The organism is Arsukibacterium sp. UBA3155, from assembly GCA_002364615.1.
Taxonomy (GTDB): Bacteria; Pseudomonadota; Gammaproteobacteria; order Enterobacterales; family Alteromonadaceae; genus Alishewanella.
In genome coordinates, this window is record DEYP01000019.1 from 60,167 (window position 1) to 86,323 (window position 26,157).

Genomic DNA, 26,157 nt, shown 5'->3' on the forward strand with positions numbered 1-26,157 from the left:
ATCTGACTAAGCACACGATCGACAAGACACGATTACAGGGATTTATTATATGGCATTAAATGTAGTCATTCTGGCCGCCGGCAAAGGCACACGGATGAAATCAGACTTACCCAAGGTGCTGCACAAAGTAGCAGAGCGGCCAATGGTACAACATGTTATTGATACCGCCCGGGCATTGGGTGCCGAAAAGCCACAGCTGGTATATGGCTATGGCGCAGAAGCCTTAAAAGTGGCTATGGGCGAGCAACCGCTGCATTGGGTGTTACAGGCCGAACAATTGGGTACCGGCCATGCGGTCGCCCAGGCTAACCCGAATATTGCCGATGACGATACCGTGTTGGTGCTATATGGCGACGTGCCGCTTACCCGCCTGGAAACTTTGCAACAATTACTAGCGGTAAAACCGGCCAACGGTCTGGCAATTTTAACGGTAAACTTAGCGAATCCGAGCGGTTATGGCCGGATTATGCGCGATGGTGAAAATAATAGCGGCAAAGTTGTAGGTATTGTCGAGCAAAAAGATGCCAATGCCACGCAACTGCTGATTAGTGAAGTAAACAGCGGCATTATGGCGCTGCCGGGTAAACAGTTAAAAGCCTGGCTGGGTAAGCTGTCTAACAGCAATGCTCAGGGTGAATATTACTTAACTGACGTCATTGCCATGGCCCACCGCGACGGTGTCGAGATTGCTACCGCGCAACCGCAAGATGCGATGGAAGTGGAAGGTGCTAACAACCGGGTGCAATTAGCTGCGTTGGAGCGGGCTTACCAGCAACGTAAAGCCCAGGAGCTGATGCTCTCTGGCGCCAACCTGCGCGACCCGGCCCGGCTGGATATTCGTGGTACGGTTGAGGTTGGTAACGATGTCATGATCGATATTAACGTTATTTTCGAAGGCACCGTGGTGCTGGGTAAAGGCGTGAGCATTGGTGCAAATTGTATTTTAAAAGACTGCACCATCGGCGATAACACTGAAATAAAGCCGAACTCGATGATTGAACAAGCCACGGTTGGCAGCGACTGCTCGGTTGGCCCTTATGCCCGCCTACGGCCAGATAGCGTGATGCTGGATGACAGCCATGTGGGTAACTTTGTTGAAATGAAAAAAACCACCCTGGGTAAAGGCTCTAAAGCTAACCATTTAACTTATCTAGGCGATGCGGTAATTGGCAGCAAGGTGAATGTTGGCGCCGGTACCATTACCTGTAACTACGACGGTGCCAATAAGTTTGTTACTACCATTCACGATGGCGCCTTTATCGGCTCTAACAGCTCCCTGGTAGCGCCGGTAACGGTAGGTGTTAATGCTACGGTTGGTGCGGGTAGTGTATTAACCCGCGATGCGGGCGACGGCGAGTTAGTAGTTGCCCGTGCCAAACAGCGGCATATCGAAGGCTGGCAGCGGCCGGTTAAGATAAAAAAATAATGCCTGAACTTAGTAATAAAACAGCCCGCAAAAGCGGGCTGTTTTATTAACGGACTGTATAGAAAAGTAGGCTATGTCAGGCTGCGGGTTGCTGCGGTTGCAACTCCCGCTTTGGCTCGCCACAGCAACTCGCCCTTGTGCCTGCGGCAGGGCTCAAACACTCTGTGACGCCCACATCGGGATTCCAACCTACGCGTTCAAATACCGCTTAGTCCGCTTTATCTACCAGTACGGCAATAGCGCCATCGCCGGTAACATTACAGGCAGTACCAAAGCTGTCTTGTGCCATATACAGCGCGATCATCATGGCTACGGCTGCTTCGCCAAAACCCAGCATAGAGCCCAGCAGGCCTACGGCCGACATTACCGCGCCGCCTGGAACGCCGGGAGCGGCCAACATGACGACACCTAAGGTCAGAATAAAAGGCAGCATGGTAAGCAGCGACGGAATTTCCAGGCCATTTTGCATTACCATTACCGCTACGGCGCAGCTGACAATAGTAATAGTGGAGCCAGCTAAATGGGTGGTTGCGCAAAGCGGCACCGTAAAGTCAGCAATATTGGGTTTTACGCCATTCGCTTTAGTGGCCTGCAGTGAAACCGGAATAGTCGCAGCGCTTGACATGGTACCCAGCGCAGTGAAATAGGCAGGCAGCATGTTTTTAATCAGCAGCAACGGCGACTTGCCAGCCTTAACTCCGGCAATACTATACAACACCAGGATCCAGACCCAGTGCAGCAGCACCGCCAGAACTAACACTACACCAAAGGTTTGTAAGGTATTGAACACCGTGCCGGCGGCCGCTAATTGGGCAAATACCCCGGCAATATAAAATGGCAGTAGCGGTATGATTACTTTTAATAATAACAGCTGGATGATATCTCGACCTTGATCCGACAATTGCTTAAGCTGCTGGGCCTGAGTAGCGGCAATACCTAAACCAAAAATAAAGGCCAGCGCCAGCGCCGTCATAATGCCGAATACCGGTGGTATATTCATTTCAATATAAGGGGTTAAATTGGCTACCACGCCGGTTGATGTGGCCTCGCCAGCCGGGGCCAGCATAGGCACTACAATTGCTGCGACTAAAAACGCCAGAGTGCCGGCTGTGATAGTCGATAAATAAGCAATACCTAAGGTACGGCCTAGTAACTTACCCGATTTCTGGGGCAAGGCAGCAATACCGCTGGTGATAAAGAACAAAATCAGCAGTGGAATAGTAAAAAACAATAACTGGCCAAACAGCGCTTTAAAGGTAATCAGAATTTGGGTAAGCCAGTGTGGCGCGTATAAGCCGAGCAGCATACCCAGCACAATACCGGCAATCAGTTTCAGGATCAGTTGCATAGTGGATTCTCGTTTATTATTGGTTGTTATCTGGATCTGGATTTACCGGCCAGAGCATAACATAACTTCTTATTCAGGTTATACTCAGCTGCTATCGTTACTGTGTAACACAGCGAACTTGGTTTTAAGGAAAAACTTATGCATAAAATAATGGCTTTGATGGGTATGTTATTGCTGGCAGGCTGTGCGCAGCTGGGGTCATTGTCTACTTACAATGTTAGCGAGGCAGATTTAGAGCAGATGCTGTCATCGCAGCTACCGAAACTGACCCGCCAGGCGAATGTAGCAGGTATTCCGCTGAAAATGGCGGTAGACAAAATGCAGGTTGATATAGGCCCCGATAACAGTGATTTGGTGCGGATAAACACTGATGCTTCCGCTGTATTATCTTTGTTTGGCTTAAGTTACCCGGCCAATTTACAGCTGCAAATTGAAGGAGCGCCTTATTATGACGCTACGGAAAAAGCCATTTTTATCCGATCGGTTAAATTGCTCGACAGCAGTATTGAAGCTGCGGGATATCGCGGCAACTTAGCGCCGGTAAGCAATGAACTTTTGCAACTGGTTAATGGTTACCTGGCCTCGAACCCGGTGTACCGACTGGACCAGACTAACCCAACAGTAAAGTTACTGACTGCTGTACCGGTAAATATGGCGGTGCAGGATGGCAAGCTGGCGTTTAGCCCAAGCGGTACGCGTTAGGATAATTACCACTGGCGGTAAATTTGTTGTTTTATCGCGCAGTGGCTTGTAATTTGATGGTAAATCACTACAATATCTTTCGTTCTGAAACATCTTTGAAAGTTTATTGAGTGCCACGATGAATAAACGTAATACTCAGCAGCGCCGACACCTTATTGTCAGCCAGTTGCAGCAACAAGGCGAATTGTCTGTAGAGCAACTAGCAGAGCGCTTCCAGACGTCAGAAGTAACCATTCGTAAAGATTTAACGGTGCTGGAGCAAGCGGGTTTGTTGTTGCGTCGCTATGGTGGCGCGGTGCCGGTACCGCAGGATTTTATTGCCGACTCCAGTTTCGAGAAAGTTTCAAAGCGAAAGCTGGCAATTGCTAAGGCCGCCGCCGGACTGATTAAAGATCATTACCGGATTATTATCGACAGCGGCCGCACTACGGCAGCCTTGTTGCCTGAGCTGGCTAGTAAGCAAGGCCTGGTGGTCATGACCAATTCACTGGCTATTGCTAATGCGCTGCGTGAACTGGAGAACGAGCCCACCTTATTGATGACCGGTGGCACCTGGGACCCGCAATCCGAGGCCTTTCAGGGCCAGCTGGCCGAGCAGGTGTTACGGGCTTATGATTTCGATCAGCTGTTTATTGGTGCTGATGGCGTAGATCTGGCGCGTGGTACTACTACTTACAACGAGCTGTACAGTTTAAGCCGGGTTATGGCCGAAAGTGCCCGTGAAGTGATTGTGATGCTGGAATCTGACAAGCTGGGGCGGAAAATCCATAATCTGGAACTGCCCTGGGACATGATAAAAGTACTGGTTAGCGACGATGGTTTAACTGACGATGCGGCGGCCAGGATAACCGAACAAGGGGTGAAGGTGATTCGGGTTAATACCTGATTCGCCCGCTCGAAATAAGCTGAATTTTAACGGATTAACGGAGATAAATTATGTGTGGAATAGTCGGCGCCGTAGCGCAACGTGATGTGGTGGATATTCTGGTTGAAGGCCTGCGCCGCCTGGAATACCGTGGTTATGACTCGGCCGGTGTTGCAGTGGTCAGCGATAGCGGCGAGCTGACACGGCTGCGTCGCCTGGGTAAAGTAAAAGAGCTGGCCGATGCGGTTGCGTTAACGCCAACTGCAGGCGGTACCGGTATTGCCCATACCCGCTGGGCCACCCATGGCGAGCCGAGCGAGCGTAACGCCCACCCCCATGTATCCAGCAATATTATCGTGGTGCATAACGGCATTATTGAAAACCATAACCCGCTACGTGATGCGTTAAAAGCCAAGGGTTATGTGTTTACCTCTGATACCGACACCGAAGTTATTGCTCACCTGGTTGAAGAAGAGTTGAAAAGTGCCGGTTCACTGCTGGCGGCGGTACAAAAAGCAGTAAAACAGCTGCATGGTGCTTATGGCACTGTGTTGCTGGATAAAACCGACAGCAGCCGGGTGGTGGTAGCGCGTTCGGGCAGCCCGCTGGTAATTGGCTTAGGCATTGGCGAGAACTTTATTGCTTCTGATCAACTGGCATTATTGCCGGTTACCCGCCGCTTTATCTTTTTAGAAGAAGGCGATGTAGCGGAAATTACCCGTCACAGCGTTAGTATTTTTGATAAAAACGGCAATGCAATAGAGCGCGAAGTGCATGAATCTACCGTTAGTTACGACGCCGGCGACAAAGGCCAGTATCGTCACTTTATGCTAAAAGAAATTTACGAGCAGCCGCATGCTATCAACAATACGCTGGAAGGCAGGTTAAGCAACGAGTCTGTAATGGACGAAACCTTTGGTAATGGCGCTGCAGAGCTATTTAAGAAAGTGAAACATGTGCAAATTGTTGCCTGCGGTACCAGCTATCACTCTGGTATGGTGGCACGCTACTGGTTAGAGTCATTAGGTGGCATTTCCTGTAATGTCGAAATTGCCTCAGAGTTTCGTTACCGTAAATCATTCGTACAGCCAAACAGCCTGCTGGTCAGTATTTCGCAATCAGGTGAAACGGCCGATACCTTAGCGGCACTGCGCTTAGCTAAAGAAGCCGGATATATTGGCAGTTTAACCATTTGCAACGTAGCCGGTTCATCACTGGTGCGTGAATCAGACCTGGCCTTTATGACCCGTGCTGGTGCCGAAATTGGCGTGGCGTCTACCAAAGCGTTCACCACCCAGTTAGTTGGCCTGGCGATGCTGACCCTGGCTATTGGTAAATATAATGGTTTAAGCGCGGCAGCTCAAAAAGACATGGTGGCCGCACTGAAATCATTGCCAGCTAAGCTGGAAGAGACCCTGCAACTGGCAGGTAATATTGAAAACCTGGCCGAAGAGTTTGCTGACAAGCAGCATTCGTTGTTTTTGGGCCGTGGCGATCAGTACCCAATCGCCATGGAAGGGGCATTAAAACTGAAGGAAATCTCCTACATCCACGCTGAAGCTTACGCTGCCGGCGAGTTAAAGCACGGCCCGCTGGCGCTGATTGATGCCGACATGCCGATTATTGTGGTCGCGCCTAACAATGAATTGCTGGAAAAGCTGCAATCTAACGTGGAAGAAGTGCGGGCCCGCGGTGGTATTTTATATGTGTTCGCCGACATCGACGCCCACTTCAAATCTGACGCCACCCAGCGCGTGGTTAACGTACCACACGTGCACCCGCTAATCGCGCCCATTATCTACACCATACCGCTGCAATTGTTAAGCTACTACGTTGCCATTATCAAAGGCACCGACGTCGATCAGCCGCGTAACCTGGCGAAATCGGTTACGGTTGAATAAGCTGCACCAAATGTTAGGAAAGGGCCTTCGGGCCCTTTTTTATTGGTGCATGCTTAGTCATTGAAATTTAAAGTTAATGCAATTTAATTGCCACGGTTTGCCCTGATTTGAACAGGCTTTTTATCGCGCCGCTATTGACGGCTGAAATTTAATCATCTACCTTTTGTAAGCGCTTACATTTTATGTTGCAGATACCTTTTATGGTGTTGGCGTTTCAGTCAGCAGGTAGCAAAGACCCAGGGGATGATAATTAAAATGAAACAAATTTCAACGTTAACCGCCGTATTAATGGCGGCAGGCCTGGCCGGTTGTGGTGGCGATACTGCTACTACCACGGATCTTACGGCTGTTAACCCAACCGCGCCGGTAAGTGATTGGCAACTGGTATGGAGTGACGAATTTGACGGTGCCAGCATTGATGACGATAAGTGGACGCATGAAATAAATTGCGCCGGCGGCGGTAACAACGAAAAGCAATGCTATACCGATAGCCCGGACAATTCCTTTGTGTCAGACGGCACCCTGAAAATTGTCGCCCTGCCAGCAGAAGAAGGCGCGGTGCAGCCTTACACTTCCGCCAGGCTGAACACCAGATACCAAGGCGACTTTAAATATGGCCGTTTTGAAATGCGCGCCAAATTACCCTCAGGTCAGGGCTCTTGGCCGGCATTCTGGATGTTACCGACTGATTATGTGTACGGCGAATGGCCGAAATCTGGCGAAATTGACATTATGGAAGCCGTTAACCTGCAGGTTGTAGGTGAAGACGGCGTGGCTGAAGCCAATGTGCATGGTACGCTGCACTATGGTCGTTCTGCACCAAATAACTCCAACTCTGGAAAGGCTTATTTATTGCCTGATGGCGCCAATCCGGCTGATGACTTCCATACCTATGCCATTGAGTGGAACGAGGGTGAAATTCGCTGGTATGTTGATGATTACCTGTATCAAACCCAGATGGCATCAAAAGTGCGTTTTAACAGCCGGGGCGAGGCCGTTGGCCTGAGTCATCGTGGCTGGTTCACTGAAAACTTTGATATCATCACCGGCGAACTGAAAACCCAGTGGAGCAGCGCGCCGTTTGACCAACGCTTTCACTTGCTGTTGAATTTAGCTGTAGGCGGTAACTGGCCAGAAAACGTTAATAATCTGGGAATTGATGCTGACGCTTTTGCAGATGGCCAGACCTATGAAATTGATTATGTCCGGGTATATCAATGTGGCCAGGACTTAGACAGCGGCAAAGGCTGTGAAACCGTACGTGCCGGCTACAAAGATGAACAAACGCTGGTGCTCGGTAAAGCACCCATCCCGTCACCCCCTTCTACCGGTGTGGCGCAAAACCTGACTATTTTTGCTGATACACCGAACCCGAACTGGCCTGCCTGGGATTGCTGTGGTGGTTCTACCCCGGCGCTGGTTGAAGTTGAGGGCCGTGGCAATGTGTATGAGTTTGTTGTTAATGCTCAGCCTACCGTAAATGGCTTTATTACCCGCTCGGCTTTTATTACCGATCCGGCAGGGGTGCCCAGCCCGTTTGACGCCTCACCGTTAATTGAAAACGGCAGCGTCAGCTTTGATATGCAGGTGGTATCAGCGCCGTCTAACCCGGACTCGACCTGGGTATTTAAAGTAGAGAGCAACGAAAATACCACCGCCGCCGAACTGCCTATTACCGCCAGTAATGAAGGCATTGCGCCGGTTACCGGCCAGTGGCAAACTTATACCTTCTCGCTGCAAATGCTGGCCGACGCCGGTCTGGATTTATCGGCCATTGATGTTGTGATGATTTTCCCAGCCTGGGATACCGGTAATGGTGCAGTTTATCGGGTCGATAACGTAAAAATTTCCCAGCCAGAGGGTGCATCACCAGAGTTAACTATCTTTACCGACGAGCAAAACCCAGCCTGGCCAATGTGGGACTGTTGTGGCGGCACCACCCCGGTTGAAGTGATGGACGATGAAGCCCATGGTCTTACTGCCGAGTTTACTATTGGCGCCACGCCAACAGTAATGGGCTTTAATACTCGCTTGCTTGAAGCCGCAGCCGAGCCATTTGATGCTTCCGCTTTACTAAGCGAAGGTGTCGTTCAATTTGAAATGAAAGTAGTAACTGCGCCGACCAACCCCGATTCGACCTGGATGTTCAAAATTGAAGCCGATGGAGCTGCATCAGCTGTTGAGCTGCCGTTAAGTGCTGGCAGCGCAGGGCAGGAACCGGTTACCGGCCAGTGGGCAACTTACACTTTCAGCATTCAAAGTTTGTCTGATGCTGGCCTGGATATCAGCGCGATTGATGTACTGATGGTATTCCCTGCCTGGGATACCGGTAATGGTGCCGTGTACCGCCTGGATAACGTTCGTATTTACAATCCTAACGCGCAAAGTGCCGGTATGTTATCGCTGTTCCGTGATGCGGTGAACCCGGAGTGGACCTTATGGGATTGCTGTGCCGGTTCAACCCCTCAGGTGGTCGATGCCGGTGCCCCTTATGGCAATGTCGCGCAGTACTCAGTGCTGGGTTCACCAGAAACTGTGCAGGGTATCCTAGCCAACGAGGGTGTGTCGTACGATGCTACGCCACTGCTTGCTAACGGCAGCGTTAGCTTTGACATGCGGGTCGTTGATGCCCCGGCTAATCCGGATTCAACCTGGTTATTTAAAATTGAATCGACTGGCGCAGCCAGTGCAGTAGAGCTGCCACTGGCTGCTGGCAACAACGATGAGGCGCCCGTTACCGGTGAGTGGCAGCGATACAGCTTCTCGTTACAAAGCCTGTTTGACGCCGGCTTAGATATCAGCGACATCAATGTGATTATGGTGTTCCCGGCCTGGGGTACTGGGTTAGGTGCAGTGTATCAGATTGATAACGTTGAAATTTCTAATAACTAATCAGTGCGACGAGAGTAAAACCATTATGAAACCAATATTATTTAATAAAAGCCCGGTTGCCATTGCGGTATCAGTTGTACTGACAGCCGGCCTGCTAATGCCGGTGCACGCTCAGGAAGCAACAGAAGAGCAGACGCAGGACGTTAAAGTAGAGATTATTCAGGTAAAGGGTATTCGCGGTAGTTTAGCGCGTTCGATGGACGTGAAACGCGAAGCCTCGGGCGTAGTGGATGCCATTTCAGCAGAAGAAATGGGTAAGTTCCCTGATACCAACCTGGCTGAATCGTTGCAGCGTATTACCGGGGTATCGGTCAGTCGGGCAAACGGTGAAGGCAGTCAGATTACCGTAAGGGGCTTTGGTCCTGAGTTCAATTTGGTTACGCTTAATGGTCGTCAGATGGCGGGAACGGGTTTTTCACGGTCGTTTAACTTCGAAAACTTATCCTCCGAGGGCGTCAGTGCGTTAGAGGTATACAAAACCGCCCGGGCAGATGTGCCAACAGGCGGCCTGGGCGCAACGGTTAATATTGTTACTGCTAAACCCTTCCAAAACCCGGGAGAGCGGTACTCTGTTATGGCCAAGGGGCTGCATGACTCTTCGAATAAAGCCGGTGATGACGTGACACCCGAACTGGCGGGTATTTACAGCAATACCTTTATGGATGACCGTTTCGGCGTCACCGCTAACTTCTCCTTCCACCGCAGAGATTTCCAACGGCAGTCGGCCAATGTTCGTTCATGGCAGTTAAACCCGTCCTTGTCGGTGGATGCGTCAGATATTGTGGATGGCCGGCCAGTGGATGCCAACGGCGAAATCGTTCCCCGTTTCCTGGCACCCGATGCCAACGGTGATTTACAGCCTGTTACGGCAGCGTTCTTTCCGCAGGAAATCAGTTTCGCCCGCGATGATATTCAGCGTGAGCGGACCAATGGCCAGGTGACCTTTCAGTTTGCGGCAACCGAACATATGATCTTTACCCTGGATCACACCGTCTCCAATGCGGTGACTGGCAATAACTCGTTGTCCTGGGGGGTATGGAACGGTTCCTTCGGCGGCAACGCCAATGCCTATGAGTTGGATGAAAATGGTACGGCTATTTATTACAACTCATCCGGTGATGATGGCTCTTTTACCGGGTTCAGGGAAACGAGCGAAGTTGACTCAAAAGCCACTGGCCTCAATATGGATTGGACGTTTTCTGACTCACTAAATTTCAGTTTTGATGCGCATACCTCTAAAACCACCACAGACAATGGCATGGATGAGGGATTGGGGGCACAGGCACGGATTATTCTGGGGTCAGCTGCGCTGTCATCCAAGGAATATTTTTTCCGCGAGGGTGATATTCCAGGCTACAACATCAGGTGGCAAAATGGCTCCAATGAACTCGACCCCAATGAAATAGGCTCGAACTTCAGCATTTTCACCCGCACACCGGGTGAATCAGAAGTGACTCAGTATCAGGTTGGCGGAGATTGGTTACCCGAACTTGGTTATGGCCTTAGAGGTGTTTCATTTGGTGCGGCTTACACCAAACAATCGCTTAGCGGCTCAGGCGGCTCGAACAACGCCAACGCGCCGGGATTTAACAACGGTACCTTTGCTGAAATATTCCCGGATAGCATGTTTACCCGTGTTGATTTAAGTAACTTCTTGGATGAATTTTCCTTCGGGCCACAGGGCGTATCACCCGGCTATGCCTATACCTATGATATCGATGAAGCCATCATCCGGCAAATGGCCTTCCTGACACAGGATGTGCTGGGTGCCGATGCGTACGAGATTGGTTCATTCGGGCCGGACATGTTCCCGGTGAATAGCATCGAAGAAGAAACGGTCAGCCTTTATGTTTCATCAGAGTGGGAATTTGAGGTCAAAGGTTATTATGTCGATGTGAACCTTGGTTTGCGTTATGAAGAAACCGACATTATTAGTCCTGCTAAGAGCCGCGTACCTGAGTATGTCTATTGGGCCGGTGGTTCGGAATGGCTGACTCAGTTCGCTGGTGGCGGAGATCTGGTGGAAGTCGATTTCACCGGTAACTATGACTTACTGCTGCCAATGTTTGACCTGAAAGTTGACATTACCGATGATTGGGTTGGACGCTTCTCCGCAGGTAAAACCATTACCCGGCCTACCCTGGGGCAGATGCTGGGTAACCTTAGCCTGACGCCTTCACCCAAGATAGGCGCCAGAAGTGGTAGCCGCGGCAACCCTAATCTGAAGCCATTCGAGTCAACTAACCTGGATATCTCCTTTGAGTATTACTATGCCGAGGCGAGCTATGCAGCCATAGGGCTGTTCTGGAAAGACGTTGACGATTGGATCGATAACTCACAAGTCACTACCACTTTCGAGGGCTTGCACGACGTTTATCAGGGCCAGCGTTGGAATAATGCGGTTGCGGCCATCGAGGCTCGTGGCGATCAGGCCACCGATTCAGCCATTTACAATGAGATTGTTGCCAATGGTGTGGGTATAGGTGAAAACAACCGTGTGTTACCGGATCCGAACACAGACCCACTGATTCAGTGGACAATTAATTCTCCTGAAAACGTCGGTGCCAGAAAGGTAAACGGCCTGGAGTTTGCGGTTCAGCATGTGTTTGGCGACAGTGGTTTCGGCACGGGAATAAACGGCACACTGGTTGACGGTGACGTCGAGTACGATAATTTCGTGCTGGCGGCACAGGCAATTTTGCCCGGTTTGAGTAACTCGGCTAACTGGCAGCTCTTTTACGAGAAAGAAGGTTTGTCTGTACGGTTAACGGCCGCATGGCGTGATGAATATCTGGCCGGACAGGGCCAGCCGGATACCACCGATGCGCCGCCTAATTATGTGGAAGAGTACTTGCAGTGGGATTTAAGTGTTAACTACGACATTAATGAAAACCTGACTGTATTCTTTGAAGGCATTAACCTGACCAATGAAACCGAGCGCAGTTTTGGCCGGTTCGAAAGACAGTTCTTAAGTGCCGCTCAATATGGTCCGCGGTACGCCATTGGTGTCAGATACACCATGGGCAATTAATAATAGTTTAATACCCTCCCTGTTGTAACTCCGGTTTGGTGCCCGCTTGCGGGCACTTTTTTTTAAGTTGATTTTATATTGCTCACTAACTCTAACAACAATCTGTTATGGCTGGGTGGCTGGTGTGCTTACGTAACAGCGGCATGGATGCCGCGGAGCCTGAAAGGGCACAGGGATGTGATCCTTGAAGGCGGTGAAGTAAGTATCTCCAGCCCCCCAGCCTCTGCACCGATCTTAGCGGCTACACCAGTCACTGTGCCTCTCGGAGTTAGTATCAGCCTTAGCAACTCAGTACAGAGGGAATGATAGTTGAGAGGATTTAAAAAAGGGCGCCCGCGGGCACCCTTAAGCTTTACTTTAACACCAGGTCGTTACTGGCAAGCCACCACAGTATGCTGCTTATCCGCCACCGGGCTTATTCTGGCATCAGCCAGGCTCAGGGTTAACTTACCGCTGGTTTGCACCGACAGCACCTGGAATACCTGCCCCAGGTTCAGTCCCTGTTGCTGCAGGCAGCTTAATTTTACCGTCAGTGGTTGCCACTGATCTTCCGGCATAACGGCCAGTGCGGCGCTGATATTCACCTCGCCACCGCAAGCATCACCACAGGCCATGCTTAGCATCACTTCCGCCGGCACTTCACCTTGCCGTTTAACCAGTAACGTTAACTGGCTGTCGGCTTCGGCATAGGCCCGTAAGTCACGTGGAAACGGGCTGATAAAGCTGAACGAAGCGCTGGCAGTGCCATCAAATTCAAAGCGACGGGCATCTTCCTGCACCTCTTTATCAAAGGTACGGCTGTTGATTGCGCCGAGCTGCTGAATGCTGCTGCTGACCAGCTCGTTATCATTTCCGCTTTGTAGTTGTAACTGCCACGGCGAGCGCGGAGCACGTTCAAAAACAACCAATTCATCCAGTTGGTCGTCCAGCTCCACCTGTTCTGATAAATCTGTTGCCAATACATCGCTCTGGCCATAACGCAGGCCAAAGCCATACGGCAGTAAAGGCTGATACTCTTTATCGCCATCATTTACCGCGGTTTGCTGCGGACTGGCTGGCCAGGAAAACGGCAGCTTACCGTGAAAATCATACTGCACACTGCCATCGGTTTTGGCCAGAATAACATCAGCAACACCATCACCCTCGCTGCCTGGTAACCACACTGCCACAAAAGCGTCTGAGGCGTTAAGCTCTGGGTTTACCCATAGTGGCCGGCCGCTGATAAACAGCGATACCACCGGAATACCGTCGGCTTTTAACTGCTTAAGTAACGCTAAATCTGTTTTAACGCCTCGTTGGTATTCCAGGTTATCAATATCACCATTGCCTTCGGCGTAAGGCTCTTCACCATAAACCACGATAGCAACATCGGGCTTCTGCTGATAACTGCCATCGATTGAAAGCTCTGCTGAGCCGCCTGCGGCGTTAACCTGGCGGGCAATACCGGCATAAATGGAGCTACCGCCGGGGAAATCGGCGTTAGTATTACCCGTACCCTGCCAGCTTATCGTCCAGCCACCGGCTTGCTGGCCAATATTATCTGCACCCGGCCCGGCAACTAAGATGCGCTGGCTGGGGTTAAGTGGTAACAGATTTTGCTGGTTTTTCAGTAATACTAGTGACTGGCGCACCGCATCACGGGCAATGGACCGGTGCTCTGCCGAGCCAATTAATTCGGTTTTTCCTGCCAGAGGGCGCTGTGCCGGGCTGGCTTTAGTGAATAAGCCTGCGCGTTTTTTTACCCGTAGAATACGCCGCACTGCGTCATCAATGCGCGCCATGCTAATTTCACCGGCTTCAACCTGCTTAATCAGATTGTAATACAGTGGTTTCCAAGCTGCGGTGGGCACCATATAAATATCCAGTCCGGCATTGGCAGCCTGCGGGCAGTTGTCGTTAGTACAACCCGGGATCTGACCATGGCCATTCCAGTCACCGACAATAAAGCCATCGAAGCCCATGCGGTTTTTCAGCACATCAGTAAGCAAATACTGATTGCCATGAATTTTACTGCCGTTCCAGCTGTTAAAGGACGCCATGACCGACTGGGCACCGGCCTGCAGGCCGCCGACATAGCCCTGAGCATGAATATCGAACAACTGCTGCTCGGTCACTTCGGTATTGCCCTGATCAATGCCGCCGGTGGTGCCGCCATCGCCGACAAAATGTTTTACGGTGCTGATTACCCGCTCATTGCCCAGGAAATCAGCATCCGCCGCGCCCTGTAAGCCCGTAACAATTGCCGCGGCGTAGTCATGCACAATTTGCGGATGCTCTGAATAGCCTTCATAGGTTCGGCCCCAGCGATCATCGCGCACCACGGCGACTGTCGGGGCAAACACCCAGTCAATACCGGTTACCATCACTTCACGGGCGGTGACTTTAGCAATTTGTTCAATTAATGCCGGATTTTTAGCCGCGCCCAGGCCTATATTATGCGGAAAAATAGTGGCACCAATGACGTTGTTGTGGCCATGCACCGCATCGGTACCCCACATGGTCGGGATGCTACTGCCGTCGATGCTGGCATCCACCGAGGCCTGATACATGGCTTCGGCCAGCGCTATCCAATCGGCGGGTGTGGCGTATTTATCATCGTTTGGAAAGGCGCCACCCCCGTTTAAGTAAGAGCCAAAACCGTATTGGCGCATATCTTCGATGGTAATATCGCGAATTTCCGGCTGGATCATCTGGGCAATTTTCTGCTGCAGGGTCATGCCTGCCATCAGCTCGGTAATTTCCTGCTCAGTGGCCGGGTCTTGTGCTACTGGCAATTCAAGCCTGGGCCAGATCGTACTATTTGCGGTTGAGGTCGGGCTGTCCCCGACAACTGGCGATACCGGGGCAGGTTTGCTGCATGCCGCTAGTGTCAGGCTGCTGCTGATGACCAGCAGCAAGGGTTTTAACAACAGTGATGGTCTGTGGAGCATTATAACGCCTCCTTCGTCGCTGCAATGGTTTCGGTCAGCGAGCCGCGGGGTTTGCAGCCATTTAAACCGTAAAAAGCAATATAGATGTAGCAAAGCAGCGGTATAATAAACGCCAGTTGCACGCCAACGGTGTCGGCTAAGGCGCCTTGCAGCAGAGGCAAAATAGCGCCGCCAACAATGGCCAGGCATAAAATGCCGGAACCCTGACTGGTATAATGTTTTAAGCCGGCTATGGCTAAACTGAAAATGGTCGGGAACATAATGGAGTTACACAGGCCCACTAATAACAGGGACCACATGGCCAGTTTACCTGCAGATAAAATGGTTATCGCCAGCAGTAATACCGCCATAATGGCATTAAAGGCCAGTACTTTACCCGCATTGAGTTTTTGCATTACCGCAGCGCCAATAAAGCGCCCGACCATAGCACCACCAAAGTACCAGGAAATATAGTGTGAGGCAGCGGCCGTCGTCATATCACCGATTTCCGGCATCGACAGATAAATGGCCAAAAAGCTACCAATACCCACTTCAGCGCCAACATAAACAAAAATACCCAGTGCGCCCAGCATTAAATGCCGCTGCCGCCAGGCTTCACCACCCAGTGGCAGTGCCTGGCCCGGGTCTTTTTTGCCCATCGCCGGTAGTTTTAACCAGGCAAAGATAATCGCCAGCACAATTAAACTGGCGGCCAGTATCAGGTAAGGTAATTGTACGGTGGATTCGGTGACCGCGCCCGGCACCGGCTCCGGCGCATCCATACCACCAAAAATAAGCCAGGCGCCAAAGAAGGGCGCAACGGTGGTGCCCAGTGAGTTAAACGCCTGGGTCATGGTTAAGCGGCTTGACGCCGTCTCAGGTTTTCCCAGCACGCTGACATAAGGGTTAGCCGCCACCTGTAAAATAGTAATGCCCGAGGCCAGTACAAACAGTGCCAGTAAAAACATAGCATAGACATGCATTGCGGCAGCCGGAATAAACAACAAACAGCCGGCACCGGCAATCAGCAAGCCGGTAACAATGCCCGCTTTATAACCAATTTTACTGACCAGCATACCGGCTGGCACCGAGACGATAAAATAGGCGCCAAAAAAGCAAAACTGGATGAGCATGGCCTGGAAGTTAGTTAACTCAAACAGAATTTTTAAGTAGGGGATCAGAATGTCATTCAGACAGGTAATAAAACCCCACATAAAAAACAGTGAGGTCAGGGCCGTTAACGCAAAGCGATAATTGCCCTGGTTACTAGCGGCGTTGGCGCCAGCTGCTGGAATTGGTGTTGTTGCCATCTTGTCCCCCTGGGGTGCATTGTGTTTTATTGACGGGCCGGTTGTTGACGTACTGGTCTGGGCCGTCTAGTATTATGTAAGCGCTTTCATTTATAGCATATATCACGCTGTTGGCAAATTTTTTGTCGTCCAGCTGCCAGTAACTTTTCGTTCGGAAGATAGCCAAATTGATGAAAATCTCCTTAGCTGCCACCTCGCCCCTGCGCCAGCCCGACTTTGTGTTCGGGGTGGCAACCGCTGCGTTTCAGATTGAAGGCGGGGCCGATAGCCGCCTGCCTTGTATCTGGGACACCTTTTGTGCCGAGCCCGGCCGGATTAAAGACGGCTCTGACGGATTGACAGCGTGTGACCATATTCATCGCTGGCATGATGATATTGAGCTTATTGCTGCGCTGGGCGTCGATGCCTATCGCTTTTCAATAGCCTGGGGCCGGGTCATTAATGTTGATGGCAGTATCAATCAGGCCGGACTCGATTTTTACCTGCAGTTGCTGGATGCCCTTCAGGCTCGGGGGATCAAAGCGTTTGTTACCTTGTATCACTGGGATTTACCCCAATACCTGCAGGACTTAGGTGGCTGGCTTAAGCGTGATACCGCCTACAAGTTTGCTGATTACGCAGATAAAGTCAGCCGCGCTTTTGGTGACAGAGTGTATTCTTATGCCACCTTAAATGAACCGTTTTGCAGTGCCTATTTAAGTTACGAAGCCGGTATTCATGCCCCCGGTGTCCAAAACCGTCAACAAGGCCGTCAGGTAGCGCATCATTTATTGCTGGCGCATGGCCTTGCATTAAAAGTGCTGCAACACAATGCGCCACAGGCCAAAAATGGCATAGTACTGAATTTTAGTCCCTGCCACCCCGCCAGTAAAAGTGAGGCGGATGTTCGTGCTGCTGATATGGCCGATCAATATCATAACCAGTGGTATCTTAAGCCACTGATGCAAGGTTGCTATCCAAAGCTGCTGGAACAGTTACCGCTTGCTGAACAGCCAGACATTGCGGCCGGTGATATGGCAATAATTGCTCAGCCATTAGATTTTCTGGGTGTTAACTATTACACCCGCACAGTATACAGAGCTAATAACAAAGGTTGGTTCAGCGATGTGCCGCCGACCAGCCCGCCCCTAACCGATATGGGCTGGGAGATCTACCCGCAAGGCTTAACCGAAGTTCTGCTGGATATGAATACCCGCTATTCACTGCCGCCGGTTTACATCACTGAAAACGGTGCCGCCATGCCTGACGCCTTACAGCAGGGCAAGATAGAAGATAGCGAGCGGGTCGCCTACTTTCAGCAACACTTGCAGGCGGTAGAGCAGGCAATAGATGCCGGAATGCGGATTGACGGCTACTTTGCCTGGAGCCTGATGGATAACTTTGAATGGGCTGAAGGCTATGCCAAACGGTTTGGTATAGTCTATGTTGATTACACTACCCAGCAACGTACGTTAAAAGCCAGTGCTATCGCCTTGCGTGACTGCTTTGCCGGCAGAACGCATGTCGGCTGAGTCTATGTCGACAGAAAGCACGGCTGACATCATATAAAAATATAACAGTGCCATAACGGGGCCAGTATGCTGACAAAACGGGAAAAAGTGGCCTACGGCCTTGGTGATACTGCCAGCAATATCGTATTTCAAACCGTCATGCTGTTTTTAACCTTTTTTTATACCGATATTTTTGGCATTTCGCCGGCGGTAGTGGGCAGTATGTTTTTGCTGGTCCGTATTATCGACGCCGTAACCGACCCGCTAATGGGCGCCCTGGCCGATAAAACCACCAGCCGGCATGGTAAATACCGACCATATTTACTCTGGTTAGCGCTGCCCTTTGCGCTGTGCAGTGTGCTGGCCTTTACCACGCCCGATTTATCAGCCAATGGCAAAGTAATCTACGCCTTTGCCACCTATACCTTATTAATGTTGGCGTATACGGCGATTAATATTCCTTACTCGGCACTGGGCGGAGTGTTAACTGCTGATCCGACCGAGCGGGTGTCGGTGCAATCCTATCGGTTTGTATTCGGCATGCTGGGTGGTTTGCTGGTCACCGCCTGCACCTTACCGCTGGTCAACTTCTTTGGTAATGGCGATAGCGCCAAAGGCTATCAGCTAACCATAGCCGCCATGAGCGCGCTGGGTCTGCTATTGTTTTTGCTGTGCTTTTTCGGCACGCGTGAGCGGGTGCATGCCCCGGTTAATCAGCAACTGACCTTGCAAAGCAGCTTTAATTCTTTGTGGCAAAATGATCAGTGGCGAATTTTATGTGTCGCCGCCTTTTTCCTGCTTACCGGCATGGTGCTACGCTCTACCCTGGCCATTTTTTACGTAAAGTATTATCTGGGGCGGGAAGACTTAATTACCGCCTTTATTACCCTGGGTATGCTGGGCAATATTGCCGGCTGCGCTGTCGCTCAATGGCTAAGCCGCTATGTTGATAAAGTAAAAGCCTATATTGGTCTGCAGCTTATCTCGGCTTTTATTTGTGTTATCAGCTTTTTTATTGGCAGCGAGCAAGTGGCACTGGCCTTTGCCCTGTACTTTTTGTGGGGTTTCTTTTTGCAAATGGCTACGCCGTTGTTATGGGCCAAAATGGCCGACACGGTCGATTACGGTCATTATAAAACCGGGATCCGGATCACCGGCCTGGTGTATTCCTCTATCGTGTTTTTTATCAAGCTGGGGCTGGCCCTGGGTGGTGCCTTGGCGGGCTGGTTGCTGGCCGGCTTTGGTTATCAGGCAGATGTGGTGCAAAGCGCCTCTACGCAGCAGGGTATTCTGCTCAGTTTTACCGTATTGCCCGCTATTGGCTCGGTGCTGGTGGCTGTGGTAATGACCCGCTACCAGCTTACTGGCCAGCGGGTACTGGATATTCACCGGCAACTGGCACAGCAATCTGGTGATGTCGCGCCAGAGCATGCTACAGTACCGGCCTCAAACCATTAATGCAGGCACGACATGGCAACCATTTACCAGGTATCTGAATTAGCTGGCGTATCACTGGCAACAGTTTCCCGGGTGATGAACAATAACGTCCGGGTGAGTGAAGCGACCCGCAATAAAGTCCTTGCTGCAATGGAGCAACTGGGTTACCGGCCCAATTCTATTGCTCAGTCTCTGGCTTCCAGCCGCTCGAACAGTATCGGTATTCTGGTTTCAGAACTGCATGGTCCGTTTTATGGCGAAATGCTCACCGGTATTGAAGCCGAGTTCCGGGCCGCGGGTAAGCACGTTATTATTGCCGCCGGCCACAGTGAGCGGGCAACCGAGGAAGATGGCATTGATTTTTTACGTAGCCGCAATTGTGATGCATTAATTTTGCATGTTGAAGCCGTCAGCGACCAGTTTCTGATTGATTTAAGCACTAAAGAAACCCCTTTTGTGTTGTTAAACCGCCATGTACCGGCGTTGGCAGATCGCTGCATTAGTCTGGATAATGAATTAGGGGGGTATCTGGCGACAAAGCATTTGCTGGCACAGGGCCATCGCCATATTGGCTATATTGCCGGCCCGATGTGGAAAACGGATGCCCGCGATCGCTTTCATGGTCATCAACGGGCATTGGGCGAGTATCAGTTAACCGCGGAAGACGCCTTATTTTTTGAAGGTGACTTCCGGGAGACTGGCGGCAGCAAAGGCTTACAGGTGTTACTGGACAGCGGCCGGCCATTTAGTGCCGTTGTCTGTGCCAACGATGAAATGGCATCTGGTGCGCTCACTGCTGCCAGAGAGCTGGGGTATGATGTGCCGGCAGATTTCTCGGTAATCGGTTTTGATAACGTTAATTTTGCCTACTACACCTATCCGAAGTTATCCACAATTGACTATCCGGTCAGCGCCATGGGCCAGATGGCGGCGCGCTGGGTGCTGAAACAGGTATATCAGCAAAGTCGAATTGATGTGCAGCAAATATTTAATCCGCACCTTATACCCCGTGACTCAGTGGCCGGGGCTACGGCAGACTAAGCTCGCGTGTGGCCACTGTTGCAGATAACGACTTTTGCTTATAACAACTTTCGCTTTTAACAACTAGGGCAAAGGCACACCGCGGGCGGCAACATAAAGCGCGTACCAATGCTCGCGGCTAAGCTGCACGGTTGTTGCCTGGGCACAGGCCGCAATTCGCTTCAGGTTTGTGCTGCCAATTACCGGTTGTATATTTGCCGGATGGCGCATTAACCAGGCCAATACTATTGCCTCTTTACTCACCTGATATTCTGCCGCTAACTGTTGCACTAGTTTGGCTGTATGCTGAATGTGCTCCGGCTGGTTACTGACATCTTTGCCGCTGAACAATCCCTGGCTTAAGCTGCCCCAGGCTTGCAGTTGGATATGCTGACGTCGACAATATTCAATAGTCCCCGCACTGAAGTTAACGGGCGGCTGACCACTGCAGCCTGCGGTCGTGCCTTCATCCAGCCAGGCCAGGTGACTTAAACTAAGCTCCAGCTGATTTACCACTAAAGGTTCAATTAAGGCGTCTTGCAGCAAACCAATCTGATGCTGCTGCATATTTGATACGCCAAACTGTTTTACCTTGCCGGCTTCGCGCAAGCTGGCAAAGGTTGCCGCCACTTCTTCCGGTTGCATTAACGGGTCGGGCCTGTGTAATAGCAAGGTATCCAGTTGCTCAATCTGCAACCGGCGCAAAATATGGTCAACCGACGAGGTTATCCAGTTGGCTGAGAAATCGTAACGCTGAACCTGCTGTTCATCAGCAAAACGAATACCACATTTAGACTGTAAAGACATTTGCTGGCGCAACGCGGGGCGCTCTGCCAATACCTTACCAAATACCTGCTCTGCCTTACCAAAAGTATAAATATCGGCATGATCAAAAATACTAATGCCGGCATCCAGCGCGGCATCTATTACCGCGTGAGTTTGTCTAATATCATCAATGCTGATGGCATTGGTATTCCAGCCTCCACCCAAATTCATACAACCAAAAATAAGGCGGCTGGTATTAGCAAGATAATCCGTCAGAGGAGTGTGTTGCAAAGTCATAGTAATTCCCGGATGCAATTAACAGTTACGGCCACGGCAGCGCACGAAGCTTAATATTGTTGAACAAGTTTGCGAAAACATAAAGTGAATACACCAAAAAAGCGATGCGATTGTTCGTTTAATTTATTGGTATTTGTTAACAACAACTGCGTATACTGCATGTCTAATTTAGCATGATAAACGTATACCCGTTGTAGAGTTGCATGCAGAGCTGAGGAAAAAATATGCAGGATAAACAGGCAATGACAGTCGCCATGCGACTTGGGTTAGGTTTTGGGGTGGTGTTGTTGCTGATGGTGGGGCTGACATTGTTCGGCGTGCAGCGGGTAAGTCAGATAAATCAGACTCTGACCGAAATTACAGAAGTAAACTCAGTTAAACAGCGTTATGCCATTAATTTCCGGGGCAGTGTGCATGACAGGGCCATCGCCCTGCGCGATGTGACCCTGGTACCCAATATCACAGACCTGGCGCCTGTTCTGATGAGCATTGAGCAGCTGGAAGCGTTTTATCTTAAGTCCCGACAGCCGATGGACCAGCTGTTTCAGGCGTCTGCTGATATTAGCGCGGCGGAGCGGCGCTTACTGGATACTATTCATCAGGTAGAGCAGCGCGCTCAGCCGCTGGCAGCCGAGGTTATCCGGCTGCGCCAGCAAGGCCAGCAAGCTGCGGCCCAGCAGTTGTTATTGCAGCAAATGAGCCCGGCTTTTGTGGACTGGTTAGCCAGCATTAATGCCTTTATCGATTTTCAGGAGCAGAAAAATCAGCAAGCTACCACCTATGCCCGCGATGTAGCGGCCACCTTTGCCGTGTCGATGGTATTGCTGACTTTGCTGGCGATTGTGATTGGTGCACTTACCGCGTGGTACATTAGCCGGTACTTGCGCAGCTCTCTGGGTGGCGAACCTGCAGAGGCTGCAGAAATTGTCAGCCAAATCGCCGGCGGTGATTTAACCACCCGGATTAAAACCAGCCAGCCAAACAGCATGTTGGCAGCCATTGCCAGAATGCAACAGCAATTACGACAAACACTGACAGAAGTGATTAGTGCTGCCAGCACGGTATCGGCTCAGGCAACGGAATTGGATCTTGCTTCAAAAGAAGCGCTGCAAGCCTCTGAGTTGCAGGCTACTTCATCAACTGCCTCTGCTGCCAGCATTGAAGAGATGACGGTTAGTCTGAAAGAAGTGGCTAACACCGTGCAGCTGACCGAGCAGAATTCTGAGAAAACGGCAGAACTGTCAGCACAGGGCGCTAAACTGGTGAAAGATGCCGCTACCGAAATCGGTGTGGTGGCGGAAACGGTGCAACAGTCAGCCACTCAGATTGGCAGCCTGCAGCAGCGCTCGAAAGATATTGCCGGTATTGCCGGAGTTATTCGCAGCATTGCAGAACAAACCAACTTGCTGGCATTAAATGCCGCGATAGAAGCCGCCAGAGCCGGAGAGTCAGGTCGCGGTTTTGCGGTGGTAGCAGATGAAGTAAGACAGCTGGCCGAACGAACCAGTAAGGCCACCACTGAAATTGCCGGCATGATCCAGTTAGTACAGGATGAAACCCAGCAGGCGGTACAAGGAATGGAAACCTCGGCACCACGGGTAGCGCAGGGGTTGGCGTTAGCCAAGCAGGCGGCGACCATGCTGGAGCAAATTCGCTTACAGGCGGAAGATTCGCTGCATAATGTGCGTGACGTGTCCCGTTCAACCAATGAGCAATCGGCAGCGGTATCTGAGCTTGCCAGGCATATTGAACAAATTGCGACGATGTCGCGCGAAACGACGATAGCGATGAAGCAAAATCGCGGCGCCGTCGCGGCATTACAGAAAGTAGCGACCGGTTTAAGCGGCCAGGTTAGCCGCTTTAAAACGGATTAAACGTAACACGTTCTAGCTGTAGCCGGGTTTAACCTTAAAGTTAAACCCGCTGTGGCTAGCTGCACTCCGCTTTAAGCCATTTGCCGCTCTGCTGCATGGTCATCTGTTCCGCTTTGCCATTAACCTCGGTAGTAAAGCTGGCGCTGCCGTTATACGCCTTACGGCTGCTAAATGTCATTTCGCCTTCACCACTGGTGGGTGGATTGGTGTCGCAGCTAAAAGAAAAACGGTAGCTGCTATCTCCGGTTTGGTTAAGTTGCTGTTGACAGCCGTCCTGTTGCGGCAACTGACCGCGATCAATCTCCTGCTGGGTCAGGCAAACCTGCATAGAGCGGCTTTTTAAATCAAAAGACATACCCTGGCTTGCCATCATTTTCTCCATCATTTGGCGCTGCGCTGCTGGCATGCTGGCCAGTTGCTGCTCCAGTTGTTGCATTGCCCGTTCCAGTTCACCACTGGCAGTTTCAATGCTAAAGCTGTGCTGCCATAAGCCGGGTTCAACGTCCAGTTTCAGCTTTTCAGCATTGGCGGACAAGCTAAACACAAGCAGCGCGCTGCACAGGGTGCTGATGGCAGTAACGTACTTTAGTTTGGCGAAATAGTTTGGCTTGGCTATATAATCTTGCATAAATATCCTCCGTGACCGTGAAAACAAGGCAGTGTGAATCAACAGCAAGCATAGAAGCTAACCCTTAAAACCGCAAAGTACCCGACCACCTCGGCTTGGCCTGAAACAATTATGGCGTGCCTGATGGCAAGGGTAACTGGTAGATATCACCCTGTGGTGGCTGTCGTTTTACGAAGTAAATTGCCTGTTTACTGACACTATAGTGATGTACCAGCTCCGGGCTGTAGGCCAGCAGTAATTCAGGTGTGGCGTCAGTAGTCAGTGCCTGGCGGTAGATACCTGTACCCGGCTGATAGTACACCACGCTTTGCTCCTGCAACTGCCAGTTAAGCCAGTTAACTTTATCAAAATCGGCGAAGAGCAGTGTCTCTGCATTGCCGGCGTTGTCTGCACCAATATCGAGTTGCCACAAGCCATCCTGATGAAATTTGCTATAAAACAGAGTATCACCCGCCATATAACCGCTATAACCACCCTGCGTGGTGAGTTGCTGGTGTTGTTTACTGTTTTGCATATAACGCCACAGTTGCCAGTCACCCGTTTTATTGCTGCTGTAGATCAGGCTGTTATTATCTGGCCCTGGGTTGATGACGAAGGCCTGATGTTCGGCGGAAAACAACTGAGTTAACTGGGCATTATCCAGCTCCAGTTGATACACCGAACCTTGTTGGCTGAAATACACGCTACGTTGATCAAACGACCAGCTGAGTCGGATAAAGCCGGCCGGTGCCGGTATAGCTGACAACATCTGCTCCGGACCATTGATGGGTTTACGCCAGATTTGATGGACTCCCTGGCGGGTAGTCAAAAATAGCAGCTCGCTATCCAGCTGATTGACCCGGGGGAGTATGTCCAGTCTTGAACTGGCAATCAGGGGTATTGCACTATCGACGGTTGCAGAATTACCGGCTACGTTTTTCAGCGGCTGGCGCCAGATATCGGCTTGTTGCTGCTGGCTGGCAAAAAACAGCTGTTGCTGATTACTGGTGATCGAGTTAATAAGCTGCTGCGAGTAAAAATAGTGCTGTAAGCTAAAATCCACGGCCAGCTGGTACACCTGGTTACTGCTGGCCAGCAGCAACGCCTGGTTAGCCGGCCAGGTTAAATCGACCACCCCAATGTTAAGGTCTGTTGTTTGCTGCAATTGCGGCGGCTGACCCGTGACCAGTTTATATAACTTAAGCTGGCTGCTATCGGGAGTAAGATAACTGGCAATGGCCAGTTGTGTGCCATCTGCGTTTAGTGTCAGGGCGATGGCACCATTAAAGCTGGCGGGATCAGCCAGGGTTAGCTGTTCCTGTTTTGTTGTGGCAATCTGGTACCGATACACCAGGTAAGGCCGGGTTTTATTTTGGCGGATCCGGTAATAAAGGTACTCGCTGTCCGGGCTCCAACTGGCCTGAAATACACTGTCTACAGGGCAATCAAATAACGCCCGCTCAGATGTCACCGGATGCAAGGACAGTAACATTATCTGGCATTGATTACCGTCCAGCCTGCGGTAAACCACCTGGTAACCATCGGGACTGATACTGCCGTTAATAGCATGCTCTGGCTGCGTGATAAGTGCCTTGTGCTGTTGACCATGCAAAAGCCACAGCTGAATTTTACCGTCAGCATCACGGCGATGATATAGCAGCTTGCCATCGTTGCTGCTGCTGATATTAAACTCTGCGCCGTCGAAGCTGGTGACCGGTATTGGGATCAAAACGTTGTTTTGCTCCTTACCGGCACCAGGGTAATATTGTAACCAGGCCCAGCGTGCCGTCAAAACCAGCATCAAAAGTAAAATAAAGGGCCATATCATCATGCGATTTTTAGCGGCGACGGGTTTAACATGGTGCTTTTTATTTGCGGCTATTTGCTGCAAATCGTGTTCTGAAGCGGACTTTGCAAAAGGCTGAGTGCTACGTTGACTGTCCGGCGCTGCAGCCGCAGCTATTTCGCTTGCGCTTGCCTGCAGGCAATAACCCAGTTTAGGAATAGTGGCGATGTAATCAGTAGCAGGATCCAGGCTGGCGCAGGCTTTTCGCAATAAACTTACCGCTCGGTTTATGGCGCCTTCACTGACCACACGACCTTGCCATATCTCGTCTATCAGTTTTTCACGACTGACCGGCTCGCCGGCGTGTTGCGCCAGAAACAGCAAAAGCGCTGCCTGCCGGGGTTCTAATGCACAGCGTTGCCCGTTCAGTTGCAGAGTTCGGCGTTGCGGGTCGAATACAAGTTTACCCAGCTGCCAGTGCCTTTTGTTCATAAGCT

General features: G+C 50.9%; 16 protein-coding genes. 10 read left to right on the plus strand and 6 right to left on the minus strand.

The genetic code is table 11. The annotated features are described in order from the left end of the window. The first annotated feature begins 49 nt into the window (after positions 1 to 49). On the plus strand, positions 50 to 1,426 hold the full coding sequence (gene glmU / locus B2X65_RS08620; RefSeq protein ID WP_290611987.1) for a bifunctional UDP-N-acetylglucosamine diphosphorylase/glucosamine-1-phosphate N-acetyltransferase GlmU: 1,377 nt from the start codon (positions 50 to 52) through the stop codon (positions 1,424 to 1,426). 208 nt (positions 1,427 to 1,634) lie between these two features. Here the strand turns inward: glmU and B2X65_RS08625 are convergent, their stop codons facing one another. Next, the gene (locus B2X65_RS08625) at positions 1,635 to 2,774 is read right to left on the minus strand and encodes a dicarboxylate/amino acid:cation symporter (RefSeq protein ID WP_290611988.1); all 1,140 of its coding nucleotides are present in this window, start codon (positions 2,772 to 2,774) and stop codon (positions 1,635 to 1,637) included. 138 nt (positions 2,775 to 2,912) lie between these two features. Here B2X65_RS08625 and B2X65_RS08630 point away from each other — a divergent pair, with 138 nt between their 5' ends. From B2X65_RS08630 to B2X65_RS08650, 5 genes are all read left to right on the plus strand, one after another. After that, positions 2,913 to 3,476: a DUF1439 domain-containing protein gene (locus tag B2X65_RS08630; RefSeq protein WP_290611989.1), complete on the plus strand. Its 564-nt coding sequence runs from the start codon at positions 2,913 to 2,915 to the stop codon at positions 3,474 to 3,476. A gap of 118 nt (positions 3,477 to 3,594) precedes the next feature. After that, positions 3,595 to 4,362, plus strand: coding sequence for a DeoR/GlpR family DNA-binding transcription regulator (locus B2X65_RS08635; RefSeq protein WP_290611990.1), 768 nt, complete (start codon positions 3,595 to 3,597; stop codon positions 4,360 to 4,362). 50 nt (positions 4,363 to 4,412) lie between these two features. Continuing rightward, a complete protein-coding gene (gene glmS / locus B2X65_RS08640) occupies positions 4,413 to 6,242 on the plus strand; it encodes a glutamine--fructose-6-phosphate transaminase (isomerizing) (protein WP_290611992.1) in 1,830 nt (609 codons plus the stop codon). A 255-nt stretch (positions 6,243 to 6,497) separates the two neighbouring features. After that, on the plus strand, positions 6,498 to 9,134 hold the full coding sequence (locus tag B2X65_RS08645; RefSeq protein WP_290611993.1) for a glycoside hydrolase family 16 protein: 2,637 nt from the start codon (positions 6,498 to 6,500) through the stop codon (positions 9,132 to 9,134). 25 nt (positions 9,135 to 9,159) lie between these two features. After that, complete coding sequence (locus tag B2X65_RS08650; RefSeq protein ID WP_290611995.1) at positions 9,160 to 12,165, plus strand: TonB-dependent receptor; 3,006 nt, start codon at positions 9,160 to 9,162, stop codon at positions 12,163 to 12,165. Between the two features lie 371 nt (positions 12,166 to 12,536). Here B2X65_RS08650 and B2X65_RS08655 read toward each other — a convergent pair whose 3' ends face one another. Both B2X65_RS08655 and B2X65_RS08660 read right to left on the minus strand, forming a co-directional pair. Further along, a complete protein-coding gene (locus B2X65_RS08655; RefSeq protein WP_290611997.1) occupies positions 12,537 to 15,095 on the minus strand; it encodes a glycoside hydrolase family 3 protein in 2,559 nt (852 codons plus the stop codon). Beyond that, positions 15,095 to 16,384 carry a sugar MFS transporter gene (locus B2X65_RS08660; RefSeq protein WP_290611998.1) on the minus strand — a complete coding sequence of 430 codons (1,290 nt, stop codon included), beginning with the start codon at positions 16,382 to 16,384 and terminating at the stop codon, positions 15,095 to 15,097. The genes B2X65_RS08655 and B2X65_RS08660 overlap by 1 nt, the downstream gene beginning before the upstream one ends. 170 nt (positions 16,385 to 16,554) lie before the next feature. Between B2X65_RS08660 and B2X65_RS08665 the strand changes: the two genes are divergently transcribed. The 3 genes from B2X65_RS08665 (at position 16,555) to B2X65_RS08675 (ending at position 20,352) form a co-directional block, all read left to right on the plus strand. Further along, on the plus strand, positions 16,555 to 17,895 hold the full coding sequence (locus tag B2X65_RS08665; protein WP_290612000.1) for a GH1 family beta-glucosidase: 1,341 nt from the start codon (positions 16,555 to 16,557) through the stop codon (positions 17,893 to 17,895). Between the two features lie 66 nt (positions 17,896 to 17,961). Continuing rightward, positions 17,962 to 19,332, plus strand: coding sequence for a glycoside-pentoside-hexuronide (GPH):cation symporter (locus B2X65_RS08670; RefSeq protein ID WP_290612002.1), 1,371 nt, complete (start codon positions 17,962 to 17,964; stop codon positions 19,330 to 19,332). Between the two features lie 12 nt (positions 19,333 to 19,344). Beyond that, positions 19,345 to 20,352 (plus strand): LacI family DNA-binding transcriptional regulator, encoded by a 1,008-nt coding sequence (locus B2X65_RS08675; RefSeq protein WP_290612003.1) that lies wholly within the window; start codon positions 19,345 to 19,347, stop codon positions 20,350 to 20,352. Between the two features lie 63 nt (positions 20,353 to 20,415). Here the strand turns inward: B2X65_RS08675 and B2X65_RS08680 are convergent, their stop codons facing one another. Then, on the minus strand, positions 20,416 to 21,393 hold the full coding sequence (locus B2X65_RS08680) for an aldo/keto reductase (protein WP_290612005.1): 978 nt from the start codon (positions 21,391 to 21,393) through the stop codon (positions 20,416 to 20,418). Positions 21,394 to 21,617: 224 nt separating this feature from the next. Between B2X65_RS08680 and B2X65_RS08685 the strand changes: the two genes are divergently transcribed. Beyond that, entirely contained in the window at positions 21,618 to 23,267 is a 1,650-nt protein-coding gene (locus tag B2X65_RS08685; RefSeq protein WP_290612006.1) for a methyl-accepting chemotaxis protein, read from the plus strand. 55 nt (positions 23,268 to 23,322) lie between these two features. Here B2X65_RS08685 and B2X65_RS08690 read toward each other — a convergent pair whose 3' ends face one another. Together B2X65_RS08690 and B2X65_RS08695 are read right to left on the minus strand one after the other, a co-directional pair. Further along, a complete protein-coding gene (locus tag B2X65_RS08690) occupies positions 23,323 to 23,895 on the minus strand; it encodes a DUF3617 domain-containing protein (RefSeq protein WP_290612007.1) in 573 nt (190 codons plus the stop codon). Positions 23,896 to 24,004: 109 nt separating this feature from the next. Further along, positions 24,005 to 26,152, minus strand: a complete 2,148-nt coding sequence (locus B2X65_RS08695) for a winged helix-turn-helix domain-containing protein (RefSeq protein WP_290612008.1) — start codon at positions 26,150 to 26,152, stop codon at positions 24,005 to 24,007. Positions 26,153 to 26,157 lie beyond the last annotated feature (5 nt).